The organism is Streptomyces sp. R11, from assembly GCF_041051905.1.
GTDB lineage: Bacteria > Actinomycetota > Actinomycetes > Streptomycetales > Streptomycetaceae > Streptomyces.
The window spans coordinates 8,455,984-8,474,085 of sequence record NZ_CP163432.1; the positions used below are offsets into that span (position 1 = coordinate 8,455,984).

Sequence of the window (18,102 nt, forward strand, 5' to 3'; positions counted from 1 at the left end):
GAGGTTGTACGGCATTTCAGAAATACACCGCTGGTGAACCCGAAGTTCGGTGGCAGGTCACCTACTGGTTCCTCCGCGGCTCGTGCTCCACGAGTTGGCCCGGCCGTTCGTGGGCGGTCAGCGTGTGCAGTGCGGCCTGGTCCAGCGGTTGGTGCACCTCGACGTACTCGCCGTGCGGAAGCCGCTTGATCACGCCGGTCTCCCGGCCGTGCAACACCCTTTCTCTGTCCTGGAGTTGGAGTCCCAGGCAGATGCGCCGGGTGACGACGAACACGAGCACCGGGACGGTCGGCGCCGCGATCCGGATCGCCCAGGTCACCGCGTTGATCGACAGGTGGAGCCGGGTCGCCACGATGTCGTTGCCGCCGCCGGCCAGGAGGATCAGATAGAGGCTGGTCCAGGCCGCCCCGATGCCCGTGCGGACGGGGCGGTTGCGGGGGCGGTCGAGGAGGTGGTGCTCGCGCTTGTCGCCGGTGATCCACGCCTCCAGGAAGGGATACACGCCGATGAACACGAGCAGCAGCGGGAAGACCACGACCGGGATCAGCACGCCGAGGACGAGCGTGTGGCCCCACAGGGTGATCTCCCAGCCCGGCATGATGCGGACCAGCCCCTCGGCGAAGCCCAGGTACCAGTCGGGCTGGGCGCCGGTGGAGACCTGGTCCGCGCGGTAGGGGCCGTACGACCAGACCGGGTTGATCGACGCCACCGCCGCGATCACGGTGAGAGCGCCGAAGACCAGGAAGAAGAAACCGCCCGCCTTCGCCAGGTACACCGGCATGAACGGAGCCCCGACGACGTTGCGTTCGGTGCGCCCGGGACCCGCGAACTGCGTGTGCTTGTGGTACACGACCAGCAGGACGTGCGCCACGACCAGCGCTGCCATGATGCCGGGGATCACCAGGATGTGCAGCGAGTAGAAGCGGGCCACGACGTCATGACCCGGGAACTCCCCGCCGAACAGGAACATCGACAGATACGTCCCGACGATCGGCACGGACAACAGCGCCCCGTTCACGAACCGCAGCCCCGTCCCCGACAGCAGGTCGTCCGGCAGTGAGTAGCCGAACAGGCCCTCGAACAGGCCCAGGAACAGCAGGGTCCAGCCGAACAGCCAGTTGATCTCGCGCGGCTTGCGGAACGACCCCGTGAAGAAGTGCCGCATCATGTGCGTGAGCATCCCGGCGACGAAGACCAGCGCCGCCCAGTGGTGCAACTGCCGCATCAGCAGCCCGCCCCGCACGTCGAAACTGATGTCCAGGGTGGACGCGTACGCCTCGGACATGCGCACGCCGTTCAGCGGCAGGTAACTGCCGTGGTACGTCACCTCGTTCATCGACGGATGGAAGAAGAAGGTGAGGTACACACCCGTCAGGATCAGGACGACGAAGCTGTACAGGCAGATCTCGCCGAGCAGGAAGGACCAGTGGTCCGGGAAGACCTTGCGCAGGTACTTCCGGCCGAGCGAGTGGATGCCGAGCCGCCCGTCGAACCAGTCCGCGACCCGCTCACCCCGGCCCGCGGGCAGCTCCCGGGCGCTCACGCCTCCTCCCGGCGCACGTGGGTCAGCTTGTCGGGGTTGCTGATGACGTAGACACCGGACACCCGGTCGCCATCCGGCGTGAGATCCAGGACCAGGACGGCGTACGGCTCCTCGCCCTGGAACAGCATCACGGCGTCGTCGCCGTTGACGCGCCGATAGTCCAGCCGGAGCCCTCCCGCCCCGCCCTTGCGCGCGTACGAGCCGAAGAACCGGAGCGCCTTGTCCCTGCCGTGCACGGGACGCAGTGCCGCCGGCTTCCGCTTGCCGCCGGCGTCCGTCCACACCGTCACGTCCGGTGCGAGGATCTCCATCAGCGCGGCGAGGTCCCCGCCCACCGCGGCCCGTACGAACCGCTCCGTCGCCTCCCGTCGCACCCGTGGATGCGCCTCGTACAGCGGCCGTCGCGCATGTACATGCCCCCGCGCCCGATGCGCCAACTGCCGTACGGCCGCCGGGCTGCGGTCGATGATCTGCGCGATCTCCGTGTGCGGGTATCCGAACACCTCGTGCAGCACGAACACCGCGCGTTCCAGCGGCGTCAGCGACTCCAGGACGACCAGCATCGCCAGCGACACGGACTCGGTGCGCAGGGCCGGATCGTCGGCGCCGTCCTCCTCGCCGCCCGCGACCAGCGGCTCGGGCAGCCACGGGCCGACGTACGTCTCACGGCGGCGGCTGATCGCGGCCCGCCGGGTCAGCGCGTGGTTGACGGCGATCCGCACGAGATACGCCCGCGGGTTGTCGACGCCGTCGAGCGGCGCGCCCTCGTTCCGCGCCGTCCACGACAGCCAGGTCTCCTGGAGTACGTCCTCGGTGTCGGCGACGCTGCCGAGCATGTTGTAGACGACGCCGAACATCAGCTCGCGATGCTCGACGAAGACGCCGGTCGCGTCGTCGGTGACGGGTACGGGGGTGTCGGACATGCGTGGGCCTCCCAGTGCGCGCTCACTACTGCGAGGCCCGTCGGGGGCCTGAATGTGACATCCCACCGTTGAATGTGACCCACGTCTCGGCCATGCGACGGGTACCGCGTGCCGAACCGAGGGCTCCGAACCCGCCTGGTACCGGCGTGGATCACATCTGACCTGCGCGTATTTACGCGTAAGTACCCGAGCGGTACCGTGAAGGCATGCCAGCTCTCAATGTGGAGTTCAGCGACCGCGAGCTAGAGGACCTGCGGCAGATCGCCAAGGAACGCGGTACGTCGATGAAGGCGCTCGTGCGGGAGGCCGCCGCGGCCGACATAGCCCGGCACCGGGCGCTGCAGGAGGGTGCCGAGGCGTTCCGCCGGTTCTTCGCGTCGCACGCCGACGAATTCGCGGCCGCCTTCCCCGACGACGAGCCGTCCGCCAAGGGCGCGGGACGGGCCGCCTGACCGATGGCACCCGTCATTCATATCGACGTGCCCTGGCTGCTCCAGCGGCACGAAGAGGTCCTGCCGGACCAGCCCACGGTCAACGACTTCTCCGCGTTGGTCGCCGCCGTCGCGCGCCATCGCGTGGATCCGCCCCGTCTGGGCGTCGACTCCGACCCGGCCTGGCGGGCCGCAGCCCTGCTGCACACCCTCGCCCTGCTCAAGCCGCTTCCCTCGGCCAACGCCCGCTTCGCCTGCGCGTCCGCGGTGGCCTACATGTTCGTCAGCGGCGTCGGCATCGACCCGCCCTACGGCGCCCTCGTCGACCTCGCGCGTGACCTGATCTCCGGCAAGGCAGACGTGTACGGCGCCGCGGACCGGCTGCGCTCCTGGCAGATCTGAGGGCGGTCGGCGATCCCCGTTCCTCCCGCCTCAGGGGCCGCCGACCGAGGGCGGGAGGAACGAGGCCTTCCGAGTGGGCCGATCCCAGTGGACTACGCCGGCGTGCGCGCCGGGCAGCGCGCGTGGTGCTCCGGCGCGTGCGGGGGATTCACACGGGGCGCATGGAATGTCGAAAGCTCACGCAGGGGTGGCCAGTTGCCGCCGTTTCTGACTTTCTTTCAAAGGGGCGGATGTTGCCCGAGTGGCTTGTTGGCCATCCGTGCGCTGTGCAAGGGTGAACCGTCCGCGGGGGGTGGAAAGGCCGGGGCTCATGTGTTCCGTGGGAAACCGGATCGATGGGCTTTGGTGAATTCGCGCTCCCCGCGCCCATGCCGAAGAGGTGCACACCAAGCCGCTCGGTCCTTTTCGGCGATCAGAACTTCTGAGTCATGAGCGTGGGAAGGAATCCGTTCAGTGCCCACCCCCCACCCCCCTCGCCCTCCTTACCCGCCGCCCGGCGGGGTTCCGGAGGAATCCGACGAAGGTCTCGCCGGCCGGCTCCGGGGCCGTCCGGACGGCGAGGCCGCTCCCTCCGTCGCGCTGTTGATGGCGCGGCACTGGCAACCGGCCCACGAGTACGCGGTGATCTGCCTCGCCTCCCCGGGGACCACCGCCGACATGGTCACCGCCGCCGCCTTCCACCAGGTGCTCGACCGCCTGGCGCTGGGCGAGCCGGCCACCGCCCTGCGCCCCCGGCTCCTTGTCGCGGTCCGGGACGCGGTGCGGCAGTGGTCGGCCGACGAGCGAATAGCGAGCGTTCTGCCGGAGCTGGGGAAACCCGCGGGCGGGCGCGGTATGCGTACCGCGAAGTCCATGACGCCCGAAAATCGCAAGCTCGCCGATCGGTCATTCCAGGCGCTTCCGGGACTTGCCCGATGTCTGCTCTGGCATACCGAGGTGGAGGCCGAGCCGGTAAGTGTGCCCGCCGGTCTGTTGGGCATGGATACCGTTACCGCCTCGGCTGCGCTCGAACAAATGCGTGATAAATTCCGCGAAGGTTGTGTACATGCTCATCGGGAACTCGCGCCGACGAAGGATTGCCGGTTCTACAACCGCCTCCTCGACGTCCCGATTCGCCGGGGCGGGGCCTTGCTGCCGGATGTCCAGCAGCATCTGGCGGAGTGCCGCTACTGCCGTAACGCCGCCGAACAACTGAGTCATTTCGAGGGCGGGTTGGGCGTGCTCATCGCCGAGGCGGTGCTCGGCTGGGGCGCGCGCCGCTATCTCGACACCAGACCGGGGCGTACCAAGTCCGACGGACCCCGCGCACGCGGCTCCGCCCGGCACGGCGCCGGACGACGTGGTCTGCTGTCGCGGATCCCCGCGCAGGTTCGCAGGCCGCCCGGTGCGCCGCGTTCCTCACGGACGCTGCTCACGGGTGTGGGCCTGGCCTCGGCCGGGCTGATCGCCATCATGCTCGCCGCCGGTCTGCTGTCCGACGACGACGGGGTCGACCCGGCCGCCTCAGCCACCGGCGGCGGCACCGGAACCCAGCTGCCCCCGGCCGTGTCCTCCGCGCCGCCCGGCACGGCCCAACTCCCCAACGCCCCGCGGCAGACCAGGTTGCGCAATGCCGACGCCGACCTGTGCCTCGACATCCGGGGCGAGCCGAAGGAGGGGGCCGGGACCAGGTTGGCCGAGTGCTCGGCCGACGACACCCAGCAGTGGTCGTACGAGAAGGACGGCAGGCTGCGCAGCGTGGCGGACCCCGATCTGTGCCTCGACTCGCACGTGGACGCGGGCGTCGTGATCCTCGGCAAGTGCGCCGGTGAGGACTCCGAGCGGGGCGACGACGTGCGCTACGACCTCACCGCCCGGGGCGAGTTGCTGCCCCGCTGGGACGAGCAGCTCGCCCTGGCGGCCACGGCGGCGGACGACGGCGCCGAGATCGTCGTCAAGGTCCGCGAGGGCTCCGACGCCCAGCGCTGGCTCACCGATCCGGCAACGTCCGCCAACCCCGGGTCGCTGTCGAGCGCCGAGGCCGAGACGCCTGCGGCGCGGTCGGTTCGATTGGGGGAACAGAAGGCGTAGGACGCCTGGGGACGACCCGAGCCCCCGGGCGCCCCTGCGAGGCCGGCCTAGTTCACCACATCCCGCGGCGCCCCGCCGGAGAGGAAGTCCGTCACGTTCTGGACGGCGGCCAGGGCGATGCGGATGAGGGTTTCGCGGGTGACACCGCCGACGTGGGGGGAGAGCACCACGTTCGGGGCGCGGAGCAGGCGCAGCGCCGGGGTGGGCGGTTCGGGGTCGAAGACGTCGATGCCCGCCCCGGCCACGGCGCCCTTCTCCAGCGCGTCCGCGAGGGCGTCCTGGTCGATCAGGGCGCCCCGTGCGGTGTTGATCACGAACGCCGTCGGCTTGAGGAGCGCCAGCCGCTCGGCGTTCAGCAGGAGCCGGGTCTCGTCGGTGAGCGGGGTGTGCAGGGAGACGTAGTCGGAGGTGCCCAGCAGTTCGGCGAGCGGGACATGGCGGGCGCCGCCGAACTCGGCCTCCGTCTCCGGCGGCACTCGGCGCCGTCCGGTGTAGATCACGCTCATGTCGAACGCGGCGGCGCGGCGCGCCACTTGCCGGCCGATCTGGCCCAGGCCCACGATGCCGAGCGTCTTGCCGGACAGTTCGGTCAGCGACTGCTGGAGCCGGGGGAGCGCCCAGTCGGCCTCGACGAGCGCGGTGTGGGCGGGAACGATCTGCTTGGCCAGCGCGAGCATGAGAGCGAAAGTCTGCTCGGCCACGTTCTGCGCCTCGGCGCCGCTGGAGCCGATGTTGCACACCCGCACGCCCCGCTCGCGCGCCGCCTCCACATCGACGTAGTCGAAGCCGTGGCTCGCGCACTGCACGAGCTCCAACTCCGGTGCCGCGGCCAGGTGTTCGCCGGTCACCGGGGCGAGGGCGGTGATGACGACGTGCGCCGAGCGCAGGGCGGCCGGGTCCTCGCCGGCCGCCTCGACGACGGTGACGTCCGCTCCCTCGGGGAAGAGGGTGGCCAGTCCGGCTCCGATGTCCCGCCCGCCCACGTGGGGCGAGACGACGGCGAGGACGTTCTTCGTGACGGTCATGCGGATTCCTCGATGAGGTCGGCGGGGCCGATCGTGGCGGGGGTGGCGTGCCCGGACAGGGCGAGGGTGAGGTCGAGTTCGGCCAGCAGGCAGCGGATGACGTGCTCGACGCCCGCCTGTCCGTCGAGGCCGAGCCCGTACGCGTACGGCCGTCCGACGAGCACCGCCCGCGCGCCGAGCGCGAGGGCCTTGAAGATGTCGTCGCCGGTGCGCACGCCGCTGTCGAACAGCACGGTCAGCCGGTCACCGACCGCCGCAACCACCCGGGGGAGAGCGTCGGCCGCGCCGACGGAGCCGGCGACTTGGCGGCCGCCGTGGTTGGAGACGACGACCCCGTCCATCCCGGCGTCGGCGGCCGCGCGGGCGTCGTCCGGGTGCACCACGCCCTTCAGGACGATCGGGCCGTCCCAGTTCTCCCGCAGGAACGCCAGGTCCGGCCAGGTCTTCGCGGGGTCCGAGAACATGCCGACGAAGTGCATGACCGCCGCGTTCGGATCCTCGTGCACAGGCTTGGCCAGGCCCGCCTGGAAAGCCGGGTCGGAGAAGTAGTTGGCGGTGCCCACGCCGTGCAGGAACGGCAGATACGCCTGGTCGAGATCACGCGGTCGCCAGGCCAGCATCGGCGTGTCCAGGGTGACGACAAGCGCGGTGAACCCGGCGGCCTTCGCCCGGTTCAGGAAACTCCGTGCCACCTCCGGGTCCTTCGGCCAGTACAGCTGGAACCAGCGCTCGGCATCCCCCATCGCCTCCGCGACCTGTTCCATGGGGGTGCTGGACGCCGAGGACAGGGTGAACGGCACGCCCTGCGCGGCGGCGGCCCGGGCGGCCGCGCACTCCGCGTCCGGATGCATGATCGACAGCACCCCGACCGGCGCCAGCGCCAGCGGAGCGGGCAGGGCGCGGCCCAACACCTCCACGGACAGGTCCCGTTCGTGCACGTCCCGCAGCATGCGTGGCACTATCCGGCGCCGCCGCAGCGCCTCCCGGTTGGCGCGGGCCGTGCTGCCGTCACCCGCGCTGCCCGCCACGTAGCCGACGGGACCGGGACCGAGGCGCTGCTCGGTCAGCTCCTCCAGCCGGGTCAGATCGGTGGGCAGCCGGGGTACGACCCCCGTCAGCCCGTTCAGATAGATCTCGTACTGGAAGTCCGCCCAGTGCTTGCCCATGCGTAGGCCCCGCCTCTCGTCACTGAGAACGCGCTGTACGCCGACCATACCGACCGGTAGGCGGGGGAGTGGATCAGGGGCTCGCCACTGACTCGTGCAGGATGCGTGCCAGTTCGCGCGGCTGGGAGAACATCGGCCAGTGGCCGGTGTCCAGGGTCACGAGTTCCCAGCGGTCGCCCTTGAGGAGTTCGGCCGCGGCGGGCATCGGCTCGTCGCCGTCGAGCAGGCATTTGATGTAGGTGCCCGGATGCTCGCTCAGCGGGCGTGGCAGGACCGCCGGTTCGGTCAACGTGGCACCCGGGTGCGGGGTGGAGCCGTCGACGATGCGGACGATCTGCTCGTCCGTCATCCCCTGGCCCGCGAAGTCGGCTGCCGAGAGCGGCGGCCAGACGCCGCCGTTGTCCTCGATCGCCGCCCGCACCTCGTCGCTCAGCCAGCCCGACAGGAACGACTCACCGTCGACCGCGGCATTGGCGTCGACCAGCACCACACGCCTGAGTCGGTCGCCGATCCGCCCGGCCGCCTGCCCGACCGGAATGCCGGCGTAGCTGTGCCCGACGAGGACGACGTCCCGCAGATCGAGGCGCTCGACCTCCGCCACGATGTCCTGGACGTGGGTCTGCTGCCCGGCTGCAACACCTTGCTTCTCGGCGAGTCCGGACAGCGTCAGGGGATGGACGTCGTGGCCGGCGGCGCGCAGTTCGCCCGCCACCTCGTCCCAGGCCCACGCCCCGAGCCACGTCCCTGCCACCAGTACGAAGTTGGTCATGCTCGCAACGTAGCGGACGGGTCTGACAACGGCTCCTCGTCGCCCTTCGCGCCGGGCCCGGTGATCGGCGGTACGGGCACCTCGACCGTCCGGGCCAGCCGCGCCCCCTCCGGCCCGTACACCGCCCTCGGCTCGGGGAAGACCCGCAGCAGCGCGAGGAACAGTACGGCCGCGAGGACCAGCGACAACGGCAGGCTGATGTCCACCCCGCCCGCGAGATCGCCCAGCGGGCCGACGAACTGGCCCGGAATGTTGGTGAACAACACGCCGAGCAGCGCCGACACCCACCAGGCGGTCATGCCCCGCCAGTTCCAGCCGTGCGCGAACCAGTAACGGCCGCCGCGCTGACGCCGGTTGAAGACCTGGAGGGCGTCGGGGTCGTACCAGCCGCGACGGGTCCAGTAGCCGAGCATCATGACGACCATCCACGGCGTGGTGCAGGTGATGATCATGGTGGCGAAGGTCGAGATCGACTGCACCAGGTCGAGGCCGAACCGCCCGACGAAGATGAATCCGATCGACAGCGCGCCGACCAGCAGTGTCGCCTGCACCCGCGACAGCCGCGGGAACACCGAGGAGAAGTCGAGGCCGGTCCCGTACAGCGCGGTCGTGCCCGTCGCCATGCCGCCGATCAGCGCCAGCAGACACACCGGCAGGAAGTACCAGCCGGGCGAGATCGCCAGCAGGCCGCCCACGAAGTCGGGCGCCGCCGGATCGACGTACTCCGGAACCTTGGCGGCGATGATGCTCGCGGTCGCCAGGCCGAACAGGAACGGCAGCAGCGTCGCGATCTGCGACAGGAACGCGGCGCCGATCACCTTGCGGCGCGGGGTGCTCGCCGGGATGTAGCGCGACCAGTCGCCGAGGAACGCCCCGAAGGAGACGGGGTTGGACAGCACGATCAGAGCCGCGCCGATGAAGGACGGCCAGAACAGCGACTGGGTCGCCGCGTCCGCGGAGGCCGTGAAGACGCCCGTGTACGACGGGTCGAAGTCACCGGCGAACGCGACCACGCCGACCAGGAACAGCACGCTCGCCGTGGGCACGGCGACCTTGTTGACGAACAGCATGAAGCGGAACCCGTACACGCACACCGCGAGAACCAGCCCCGCGAACAGGGCGTACGCGACGACGTACGACAGGTCGCCGCGCGGCAGGCCGAAGAGCCGGTGCGCTCCGCCGACCAGGGCGTCGCCCGAACTCCACACCGAGATGGAGAAGAACGCGACGGCCGTCAGCAGGGACAGGAACGAGCCGACCACTCGGCCGTGCACACCGAGATGCGCGGAGGACGAGACGGCGTTGTTGGTGCCGTTGACCGGTCCGAACACGGCCATGGGGCACAGGATCAGCGCACCCGCGACGACCCCGAGGAGCGTGGCCGCGAGGCCCTGCCAGAAGGAGAGGCCGAACAGGATCGGGAAGGCGCCCAGGACACAGGTGGAGAAGGTGTTGGCACCACCGAAGGCGAGGCGGAACAGGTCCAGCGGGGAGGCGCTGCGTTCGGCGTCGGGGATGCGGTCGACGCCGTGTGTCTCGACCTCGGTCAAGGAGGGCGCGGGGGAGGGGCTTTGGGCCTGTGGGGACAAGGGAGGGCTCCAGCGTGGGCGGGGCGGTGGAGCGCGTTGTGGCGCGGCGGGGCCGACGTCCGGTGCCTGCCGCTGCCGCTGGGGTGCGCGGGCAGCGCGGATGCCGTCCTCTCGGGGGTCTGCAGACGGTAAGGCGGCCTGCGGGAGCCGCACCAGAGGACGGTTCATCCATCTTCGGTGCCGTGAGTGGACGAAACCTCCATCAGTCGCCGTCCTTGGGTGCCTCCTCCGCGTCCGTGTCCGGTGCGGTCGGCGCGTCCGGCCCCTGTGCCCGCACCCGTTGGACGTTCTCCAGTGACTCGCGCAGTTCGGTGAGCCAGTCGTCCGTGTGCCGCTGGACGAGGCGTACGCACCAGGCGAGGGCGTCGCTGCGGCTGCGGGCGACCCCGCCGGCGATCAGGGTGTCGAGGACCTGGCGCTCGGGCTGCCGGAGCCGGGTCATCACGGGGGCGGCGATGTGCGTGAACATGGCGCGCTCACCGTCGCACTCCACGCCCCAGGAAACCTTTCTGCGGAATCGGTGCTCCGCCTCGCGGGCCACCTCGATCCGGGTCTCCCGGGTGCGCTCCCGGAACTCCTGGATCCGGCCCTCCACGGCGGCCTCCCGCTCGGCGGCCGAGCCGCCCTCAGCCAGCTGAGGTGCGGGGATGCGGCCGATCACAGTGATCTCCTCGCGGTCGACCGTGACCTCGGCCAGCTCCTCGAAGAGGTCGTCCGGCAGGCGGCCGGCGAACCAGCCGCGCAGCTTCTCTCGTTGTTCGCTGGTAATCATGTAATCACGATTACTCGACTCGGCCGTGAATACAAGAGGCGTCGGGGCGTGTCAGCCGAGGGCTCAACCGGAATGTTTCAGGCCTATTAATGAGCATGCGAGATCAGGCCACTCGGCGACTTGGAACGATCAAGAACCGCCAGGTTTCGGCGTTGGAACGTTCGAACTCCGTTACTTCACGCCACTGCTTCAATACGCAAGGTTACTGAAACCCGTGGTGTCGATGTGAGTTTCGGCGCCGGACTCGGCAGACTCCCGCTCGTCGCTCCGACACCGATCGCGTCGGAGTCGACACACCCTGTAACTCAAGCGGAAGGATGCACACAATGCGGAACACCGCGCGCTGGGCAGCGACCCTCGCTCTCACGGCCACCGCCGTCTGCGGACCCCTCACCGGATCCGCCCTGGCTGCCCCGGACCCTGCGCCCGCCTCCCTGTACGCCCCCTCGGCCCTGGTGCTCACCCTGGCCCACGGCGACGACCCCACCATGACGACGCCGGTGCGTGCCGTCACCCTGAGCTGCGCCCCGACCTCCTCCGGCACTCATCCCGACGCCGTCTCGGCGTGCGGTGAACTGCGCAGTGTGGGCGGGAACTTCGACGCCCTCGGGAGTAGAGACGGGGTGCTGTGTACCAAGCAGTACGACCCCGTGGTCGTCACGGTCGACGGGGTCTGGCAGGGCCAGCGCGTCTCCTATCAGCGCACCTTCGCCAACGAGTGCGTGAAGAGCTCCTACGGGACGAGCCTCTTCGCGTTCTAAGGGACCGGGATCGCACGGCCTCGTGCAGTTCGGCAGCAGCTCGCGGATGGGGAGTGCGAGCCCTGCCGAGGGGCCCCGGCGATCTCGCACCGGGGGTCGGCCGGGCGGAGTGGGGCCGCCCGGTCGGCACCTCGGATCGTCACCGACCAACCGACTTCCCGGGGGATGCGGGACACCGTTGCCGTGGGGGCATACGGATCACCCGTCTTCCCCGGGGACCCCCTCTTTCCCGAGAGTCCCCTCTTCCGCGGGGATCCCGGGCAGGAGCGCGAACCGGTCCAGCAGGCCCGCGCCGCGCAACAGCCGCCGTATGCGTGGTGCGTCGGACACGAGCCGCAGGCGGCCGCCCCGGTACCTGGCGCGCGTTTCGGCCCGGCACAGGACACGCAGTCCCGAGCAGTCGAAGAAGTCGACCCGCCGCAGGTCGACCAGCACATCCGACTCCGGTCGCGCCGTCGCCGCGTCCAGGTGCTCGGTGACCAGCGCCGCCGTCGCCAGATCGATCTCACCCGTCACCTCGACCACGGTGAACGGGCCGTGTCTGCGGGTGCGGGCATGGGTGTTCGCCGGGGGCGGCACGGACCGGGACGAGTCCGCGGCCAGGTCCTCGGTCGGATGGGGGGCGCGGTCGTCGGCGTCCGGCGTCATGTCCGCTCCACCTCGGCAAGGGGCGCATGGATCAGAGTTGTTACCCGGGGCCGAGCGTGAGCATCCCTGCGGCGCCGCGCGCAAGACATGGTTCACTCGACGTGCTGAATTTCATCCAGAACGGTTGACTTCGCGTGGGCGGGCTCAGTGCTCTCGGGTCCGATCGCGATGGCTGGTGTCGCACCACGGGTAGCGTCGGCTGCGCCGGCAGGTGCACAGGGCCACGCGGAAGCGGTCGGAGGAGACGACCGTGCCGTCCTCCAGCTCCACCTCGACCGGGCCCTCCACCAGGAGAGGGCCCTGGCGCTGGACCTTGATCCGGCGCGGCTCGTCAGACCGGGAGTTCGGCACGGACGACCACCAGCTCTTCCCTCTGATCCGGGGCGGACAGCAGGCCGTGCTGCCGCAGCCAGTCCTCCCGCGTGCGCAGCACCGGGCCGAACGGGATGACGCGACGCCGGGTCACGGATGCCTTCAACCCGGCGTCGCGCAGAAACGACACGGTCTGCCCCGGGCAGCTGAGCGTCGAGTGCACGACCAGGAGGACCCCGCCGGGCCGCAACAGGGCGGGCGCCTCCAGGCAGATCCGGTCGAGGACGAGCCGTCCGTCCCGGCCCGCGTCCCAGGCCCGAGCCGCACCCTGCGGCGCGCGGCCCGTGTCGGGTGCGGGGACATACGGCGGGTTGGCCAGGATGAGGTCGAAGGACTGCCCCCGCACGGGCGTGAAGAGGTTGCCGTGCAGGATGCGGACATGGAGCCGGGCCAGCCAGGCGTTCAGCTGTGCCGTGAAGACCGCCCGCCACGACACGTCCACCGCGGTCACCCGCGTCCCGCGCCGCGCGGCCTCGATCGCCAGCGCGCCCGAACCGGTCCCCACGTCGAGGACGTCCGCGCCGTCCGGCAGCGGCTCGTCGAACAAGGCGTCGACGAGCAGGTCAGTGTCTTCCTGAGGGGTGTACACACCCGGCGGCACCAGTGGCTTCACGGCGACCGGGTACCCCGGCATTCAGGAAATAAGGGGGATTCCGGATCGTTGGTGGTGATCGCGGAGCGACGATCGCCCCGCGCGCCAGGCGTCCAGCAGCCGCTCGGCGAAGCGGTCCTCCAGATAGCCGGTGACGTCGATGCCGAAGGCGACGTCGGGGGCGAGGTGCGGCTCCTCGGCGAGCAGACCTGCGATGACGTCCTGGCGTACGACCTGTTCGTGCACCGCGTCCGCCTCGACATGCTCGTCGTAGAAGTGCTCGGCCGCGGGCCCGGCACCCGTGCGGCGCATCGCCTCTGCCAGCCGCCGGGAGGCCGGCGACGAGGTGATCTCGACGGCCGCGAAATGGCCGACGAGCGCGCCGCGCAGCGCCCGGTGCAGTCCGAGTAGGGACATCAGGTTGACCGTGGCCAGGGCTTCCGCAGTGGCGTCATCGAGATACCGGCCGTACGTCGTGTCCAGGCCGAGGTCCGTCATCAGGTCGGCGAAGAGGCGTGCGTGGACACGGTCGGCCCGGCCACCGCCGTACTCGTCGAACTCCACCGCCGCCATGCCGGCCTTGGCCCTGCCCCACAGCCGGGGCAGCACCCAGGCGTGCGGGTCCGCCTCCTTGAGGTGGTACAGAGAGCGCTGGGCCGCGTATTCGCGCACGTGCCACAACTCGCCCTCGGCACGGAGGTAGTGGCTGACGCCGGTGCCGTCGACCGGTTCGACGAGGAGGTCGGCCAGCGCGTCCTCGACGCTGTCGTGGGCGGGGGCGTCCGCACGCAGGGCGGTCAGGAAGCGGTGCTCCAGCGCCGCGCGGACACGCAGCAACTCGGGGTCCCACTCGTGGTCCTCGGGTACGCCTGCGAAACCGCGGTAGTGCAGCTCGTAGCAGAGGTAGAGGGCCAGCTGGAGGTCGTCACCGTAGACGTCCGTGCGCGCGACATCGAGATGCCCGGGCGGTGGCCCGGCCCCCCGCAGATACTCCTGCACGGCGGCGGAGACTGGGCCCCGCGCGGACGGCAGTCCGGGGCCATCGCCGCCGCCTGCCCTACGGACGTCGTGTGCCATGACCGCCGGGTACCCGTTGGGTGCGCGGCCACCCGTGCGATCAGCCGTCCGAGCAGGCAGGTCGAGCCGCGGCCGACGCCAGGGAGGGCCACGGCCGGGGCCCGGCCCGGTCACTCGCCCTCGGACTCATCGGGCGCCCGTCGGTTCGGGACGCCGGCCTCGCCGCGGCGGTGCTCCTCGGCGGAGTCCCGGGTGCGGTGGGCGGCGTCCGACATCTTCTACAGGCCTTCATCGGGCGCCGTGTCCGGCTGCTCCGGCCACTGCTTCCTGTCCTCGGTCACGGGTGCCTCCGCATCCCTCGCCGCGTTCAGCTGGTCGCCGGCGCGATCCGTAGTGGCACCGGGTCGGCGGGGGCGTCCTCCTCGCCGAGGCGGGAGATCTCCGCCCACCAGGACGCGCCGTCCTCGATGTGCCGCAGCATGATCCCCTCGCGGATCGCCCACGGGCAGACCGTGACCGTTCTGAGGCCGGTCAGCTTCATCGCCGTGTGCGCCACGACCGCGCCGGCCAGGCTCTGTTCGGCGCGCGGCGCGGAGATGCCGGGGAGCAGGGCGCGTTCGGTGGTGGGCAGCGCGGCCAGCCGGCCGACGGCCTCGCGCAGGGCGGAGCGCTCCAACCGCCGTTCCACGAACGGCCCGTGGCGCCCGGGTGCCGCCCCGCACAGCCGGCCCAGCTGCTGGAACGTACGCGAGGTGACCGCAGCTGTGCGCGGCCCCTCCCAGCGGATCCGGGCCGCGACGTCCCGCAGCTGATGGCGGACCTTGCGGCGCAGTGCCCGTACCTGTGCCGCCGCCGGCGGGTCCTCGCCGGTGAAGAACTCATGGGTCAGCCGGGCCGCGCCGAGCGGCAGCGACGCCACGAAGTCGGGCAACCGGCCGCGCCCGAAGGCCACTTCGAGCGAGCCGCCGCCGATGTCCAGCAGTGCGAGCGGCCCCGACCGCCAGCCCATCCACCGTCGTGCCCCGAGAAACGTGAGCTCGGCCTCCAGCTCGCCGGGCAGCGTACACAGGCTCACCCCGGTCCGCGTCCGCACGGTACGCAGTACCTCCTGTCGATTCGGGGAGGCGCGCACCACGGCGGTCGCGAAGGCCAAGGGTGCGGTCGCGCCCCATCTGAGCGCAGTGCGGTTCGCCGCCGCGACGGCGTCGACCAACCGCTCGACGCATTCCTCGGGGACCACCTCCCCGGGCCTGACCTGCTCCGACAGCCTCAGCCGCCACTTGGCGGTGTGCACCGGCAGCGGCACCCCGTTCGCCGCGTCAGCCACTACCAGCCGCACCGTCTTCGACCCCACGTCCACCACGCTGATTCGCATGAATGCGCAAGTACCCGTTTCCCCGCCCCGGCAACGGTCTCAGCCACCGTGCGCCGTCGCCACGACACGAGCGCCGCACTCCCGGGCCGGCGTGCTCGTCGGCGCGCCAGCTTATGCCTTGACTGGAATATAACCGTCGAGGCATATTGGATCCATGGCCGACGCCTCGCTCTGGACCGCCCTCGCCGATCCGCACCGACGGGCCATCGTCGCGCTGCTCCTGGAGCGGCCCCGGCCCGTCGGCGAGATCGTGCAGGCATGCGGGCTCAGCCAGCCGAGCACCTCCAAGCACCTGAAAGTGCTGAGGGAGGCGGGCCTGGTGCAGGTCAGGCAGGACGCGCAGCGCCGGGTCTACGCCCTGGATCCCGCGCCCATCGCCGAGCTCGACGCCTGGCTGGACCCTTACCGAAGGCTCTGGAACACCAGCCTGGACAGGCTGGGCCGCCGCCTCGACGAGACGTCGGTCGGCCCCGAGGAACCCACCACGAAGGACTGATCCACCATGACCGCCGACCTCACCGGCAGCTATCTGACCCTGGACGACGGTCGCCCGGCCGTCCGCTTCAGCCGTACCTATGACCATCCCGTCGAGCGCGTCTGGCAGTTCGTGACCGACGCCGACGAACTCGCGCACTGGTTCCCCTCCCGCGCCGAGATCGAGCTGCACCCCGGCGGCACCATCAAGTTCAGCGGCGACCCGAACCTGGAGGACTCCACGGCACGGGTGATCGCCGTCGACGAGCCCCGGCACCTGTCCTTCGAGTGGGGCGGCGACGAGGTGCACTTCGACCTGGAGGCCCTGGACGAGGGCCGCACCCGTTTCACGCTCACCAACGTCCTGGTCGCCGAGAACACCGCCGCCCGCAACGGCGCCGGATGGGAGGTCTGCCTGGCCGCCCTCGACGCGCACGCGCGCGGGGAGCGTTTCGACGGGCCGCACGCCGGGGCCGAAGCGCCCTGGAAGGAGTTCTACGACGGCTACGTGGCCGCAGGCCTCCCCTCCGGTGCCCCGGTCCCGGGCCTGGACACCTGAGCGCGATCAGTTCGTCGTGGCAGGTGCGCAACTGATTCCGGGGCTCGGGGTTCTCAGCTCCGTGAGGTAGTCGCCGACTGCGTCACGGGTGCAGTCGCTGCGGCCGTAGACACCGTGTCCGGCGCCCTCGTACGGCAGCAGGACGGTCGTCCCGCGGGTCTGGCGGTGCACATTGGCCGCCCACGAGAAGTGGTTCGCGGGGTCGTGCCGCGAATGCAGCATGAGGATCCTGGGCGCCTCGGTGATGCGCAGACGGTGCTGCGGGTTGTTCACCTCGTCGGGCCAGCCGATGCAGCCGGCCACCGCGGGATGCACGCGTGGTGAACCGCGCATGTGCGGTGCGGCCCTCATCTCGGCCTGGGTCAGGCTGGCGTACTCCCGGTAGTCCTCGGCCCGGATACGCCAGTCCTGGCAGAAGACCGCGTAGAACGGTTCGGCTTCCGTCTGTTCGTCCGCTCCCCGCGAGGTCGACGGCTGGACCTGCGGAGATTGCGCGGATCGCGGCCGCTCGGTCGGTTCCTGCGCGTCGAGGCCCGCCACATAGGTGGCCAGTTCCTCCCGGTCCGGGCCGTAGAACATCCTGAAGACGTTGAACGTGATCTCGTGCGCGGTGATGACCCGGTCCGGACGCTCCGGATCGCGGATCTGCTCCCGGTCCGCCCGGGCGAGCAGGCTGTCCCACACGGCGGTGACGTCACGGCCGTGCAGGGCGCAGGAGCTGGTGCGGTCGCACCACCTCACGAACTCCTGGAACGAGTCCTCGGCGGCGGCCGCGGAGGAGACGAGGAACTCCCGGGTGCCGAGGCTGTGGTCGATGTTCGCGGTGAGGGCCATGGACCGGATGCGGTCGCCGTACTCCTCCGCGTACTGCTCGCCGATCAAGGTGCCGTAGGAGTGGCCGAAGTAGTTGACCTTCTTCTCGCCGAGTGACCTGCGCAGCGCGTCCATGTCCCGGACGACGCTCAAGGTGTCGGCGTGGTCGAAGAGCGGACCGGTGTGCCGCCTGCAGTCCTCGCGCAACGCGCGGTTGTGGTCGGCGAGTCGATCGAACTCCGTCTGGTTGCGGGGGTAGACCGACGGCTGTTGGCGCAGCAGTTCGGCGGAGCACTTCACCGGGTGGCTGCGGCCGACGCCCCGCGGGTCGAACCCCACGATGTCGAACCTCTCCTGGAGGTCCGAGCTGAAGTGGGAGTTGGCGTCGTCCACGGCGAAGTCCACACCCGAAGCGCCCGGTCCACCCGGGTTGACCAGTAACACCCCGACCCGGCGAGCCGGATCGGTCGCCCTGCGGCGGGCCACCGCGAGCTCGAACGCCTCGCCCGACGGGCGGGCCCGGTCGACCGGCAGGCGCAGCGTCCCGCATTCCGCGGTGGCGTCCTTGGGACACGGCTTCCAGTCGATCGCCCGCTGTTTCGGCGACCCCGCGCCGGGACGGTCGGCTTGCGCCGCCGCCGCGCTCGGAGTCGACCCTCCGGTGAGTGACCCGGCGAGTAATCCGGCGGCGAGCAATCCGGTGAGCCCTCTGATGAGTGGGTGCATGAAGTCCCTTCCAAGGGTCCTGTTGAACGGATCACGGGAATGCCCGCATGATCGAACGTGGCAGTGATCCACTCG

The 18,102-nt window shown here is 70.7% G+C and carries 19 protein-coding genes; 6 read left to right on the forward strand and 13 right to left on the reverse strand.

Going from position 1 to position 18,102, the window contains the following annotated elements:
* Positions 1–61: 61 nt before the first annotated feature.
* Positions 62–1,543 carry a cytochrome bc complex cytochrome b subunit gene (locus tag AB5J55_RS39135; protein ID WP_369275181.1) on the reverse strand — a complete coding sequence of 494 codons (1,482 nt, stop codon included), beginning with the start codon at positions 1,541–1,543 and terminating at the stop codon, positions 62–64.
* On the reverse strand, positions 1,540–2,466 hold the full coding sequence (gene sigJ, locus AB5J55_RS39140) for an RNA polymerase sigma factor SigJ (RefSeq protein WP_369275182.1): 927 nt from the start codon (positions 2,464–2,466) through the stop codon (positions 1,540–1,542). The genes AB5J55_RS39135 and sigJ overlap by 4 nt, the downstream gene beginning before the upstream one ends.
* Positions 2,467–2,672: 206 nt before the next feature.
* Between sigJ and AB5J55_RS39145 the strand changes: the two genes are divergently transcribed.
* The 3 genes from AB5J55_RS39145 to AB5J55_RS39155 all read left to right on the forward strand — a co-directional run bounded on the left by AB5J55_RS39145 (position 2,673) and on the right by AB5J55_RS39155 (position 5,369).
* Positions 2,673–2,918 (forward strand): hypothetical protein, encoded by a 246-nt coding sequence (locus tag AB5J55_RS39145; protein WP_093909931.1) that lies wholly within the window; start codon positions 2,673–2,675, stop codon positions 2,916–2,918.
* Between the two features lie 3 nt (positions 2,919–2,921).
* Positions 2,922–3,299 carry a toxin Doc gene (locus AB5J55_RS39150; RefSeq protein ID WP_369275183.1) on the forward strand — a complete coding sequence of 126 codons (378 nt, stop codon included), beginning with the start codon at positions 2,922–2,924 and terminating at the stop codon, positions 3,297–3,299.
* Between the two features lie 453 nt (positions 3,300–3,752).
* Complete coding sequence (locus tag AB5J55_RS39155; RefSeq protein WP_369275184.1) at positions 3,753–5,369, forward strand: RICIN domain-containing protein; 1,617 nt, start codon at positions 3,753–3,755, stop codon at positions 5,367–5,369.
* 47 nt (positions 5,370–5,416) lie between these two features.
* Here AB5J55_RS39155 and AB5J55_RS39160 read toward each other — a convergent pair whose 3' ends face one another.
* From AB5J55_RS39160 to AB5J55_RS39180, 5 genes are all read right to left on the reverse strand, one after another.
* Entirely contained in the window at positions 5,417–6,394 is a 978-nt protein-coding gene (locus tag AB5J55_RS39160; protein WP_369275185.1) for a 2-hydroxyacid dehydrogenase, read from the reverse strand.
* On the reverse strand, positions 6,391–7,560 hold the full coding sequence (locus AB5J55_RS39165; protein WP_369275186.1) for a lactate 2-monooxygenase: 1,170 nt from the start codon (positions 7,558–7,560) through the stop codon (positions 6,391–6,393). Before AB5J55_RS39165 ends, AB5J55_RS39160 begins: the two co-directional genes overlap by 4 nt.
* A gap of 73 nt (positions 7,561–7,633) precedes the next feature.
* Complete coding sequence (locus tag AB5J55_RS39170; protein WP_369275187.1) at positions 7,634–8,329, reverse strand: alpha/beta fold hydrolase; 696 nt, start codon at positions 8,327–8,329, stop codon at positions 7,634–7,636.
* Entirely contained in the window at positions 8,326–9,918 is a 1,593-nt protein-coding gene (locus tag AB5J55_RS39175) for a cytosine permease (RefSeq protein WP_369275188.1), read from the reverse strand. The genes AB5J55_RS39170 and AB5J55_RS39175 overlap by 4 nt, the downstream gene beginning before the upstream one ends.
* Positions 9,919–10,120: 202 nt before the next feature.
* On the reverse strand, positions 10,121–10,690 hold the full coding sequence (locus AB5J55_RS39180) for a hypothetical protein (RefSeq protein WP_369275189.1): 570 nt from the start codon (positions 10,688–10,690) through the stop codon (positions 10,121–10,123).
* 326 nt (positions 10,691–11,016) lie between these two features.
* Here AB5J55_RS39180 and AB5J55_RS39185 point away from each other — a divergent pair, with 326 nt between their 5' ends.
* Positions 11,017–11,451, forward strand: coding sequence for a protease inhibitor (locus tag AB5J55_RS39185; protein ID WP_369275190.1), 435 nt, complete (start codon positions 11,017–11,019; stop codon positions 11,449–11,451).
* A 198-nt stretch (positions 11,452–11,649) separates the two neighbouring features.
* Here the strand turns inward: AB5J55_RS39185 and AB5J55_RS39190 are convergent, their stop codons facing one another.
* From AB5J55_RS39190 to AB5J55_RS39210, 5 genes are all read right to left on the reverse strand, one after another.
* Positions 11,650–12,099, reverse strand: a complete 450-nt coding sequence (locus AB5J55_RS39190; RefSeq protein WP_369275191.1) for an STAS domain-containing protein — start codon at positions 12,097–12,099, stop codon at positions 11,650–11,652.
* 144 nt (positions 12,100–12,243) lie between these two features.
* A complete protein-coding gene (locus tag AB5J55_RS39195; RefSeq protein ID WP_369275192.1) occupies positions 12,244–12,450 on the reverse strand; it encodes a CDGSH iron-sulfur domain-containing protein in 207 nt (68 codons plus the stop codon).
* Positions 12,431–13,105: a HemK2/MTQ2 family protein methyltransferase gene (locus tag AB5J55_RS39200; RefSeq protein ID WP_369275193.1), complete on the reverse strand. Its 675-nt coding sequence runs from the start codon at positions 13,103–13,105 to the stop codon at positions 12,431–12,433. The genes AB5J55_RS39195 and AB5J55_RS39200 overlap by 20 nt, the downstream gene beginning before the upstream one ends.
* Positions 13,106–14,140 (reverse strand): iron-containing redox enzyme family protein, encoded by a 1,035-nt coding sequence (locus tag AB5J55_RS39205; RefSeq protein ID WP_369275194.1) that lies wholly within the window; start codon positions 14,138–14,140, stop codon positions 13,106–13,108.
* 307 nt (positions 14,141–14,447) lie between these two features.
* Positions 14,448–15,455: a Ppx/GppA family phosphatase gene (locus tag AB5J55_RS39210; protein ID WP_369275195.1), complete on the reverse strand. Its 1,008-nt coding sequence runs from the start codon at positions 15,453–15,455 to the stop codon at positions 14,448–14,450.
* 154 nt (positions 15,456–15,609) lie between these two features.
* Here AB5J55_RS39210 and AB5J55_RS39215 point away from each other — a divergent pair, with 154 nt between their 5' ends.
* The gene (locus AB5J55_RS39215) at positions 15,610–15,951 is read left to right on the forward strand and encodes an ArsR/SmtB family transcription factor (protein WP_369275196.1); all 342 of its coding nucleotides are present in this window, start codon (positions 15,610–15,612) and stop codon (positions 15,949–15,951) included.
* A gap of 6 nt (positions 15,952–15,957) precedes the next feature.
* Positions 15,958–16,488 (forward strand): SRPBCC family protein, encoded by a 531-nt coding sequence (locus AB5J55_RS39220; protein ID WP_369275197.1) that lies wholly within the window; start codon positions 15,958–15,960, stop codon positions 16,486–16,488.
* Between the two features lie 6 nt (positions 16,489–16,494).
* Here the strand turns inward: AB5J55_RS39220 and AB5J55_RS39225 are convergent, their stop codons facing one another.
* Positions 16,495–18,027 carry an alpha/beta fold hydrolase gene (locus AB5J55_RS39225; protein WP_369275198.1) on the reverse strand — a complete coding sequence of 511 codons (1,533 nt, stop codon included), beginning with the start codon at positions 18,025–18,027 and terminating at the stop codon, positions 16,495–16,497.
* Between the last annotated feature and the right edge of the window lie 75 nt (positions 18,028–18,102).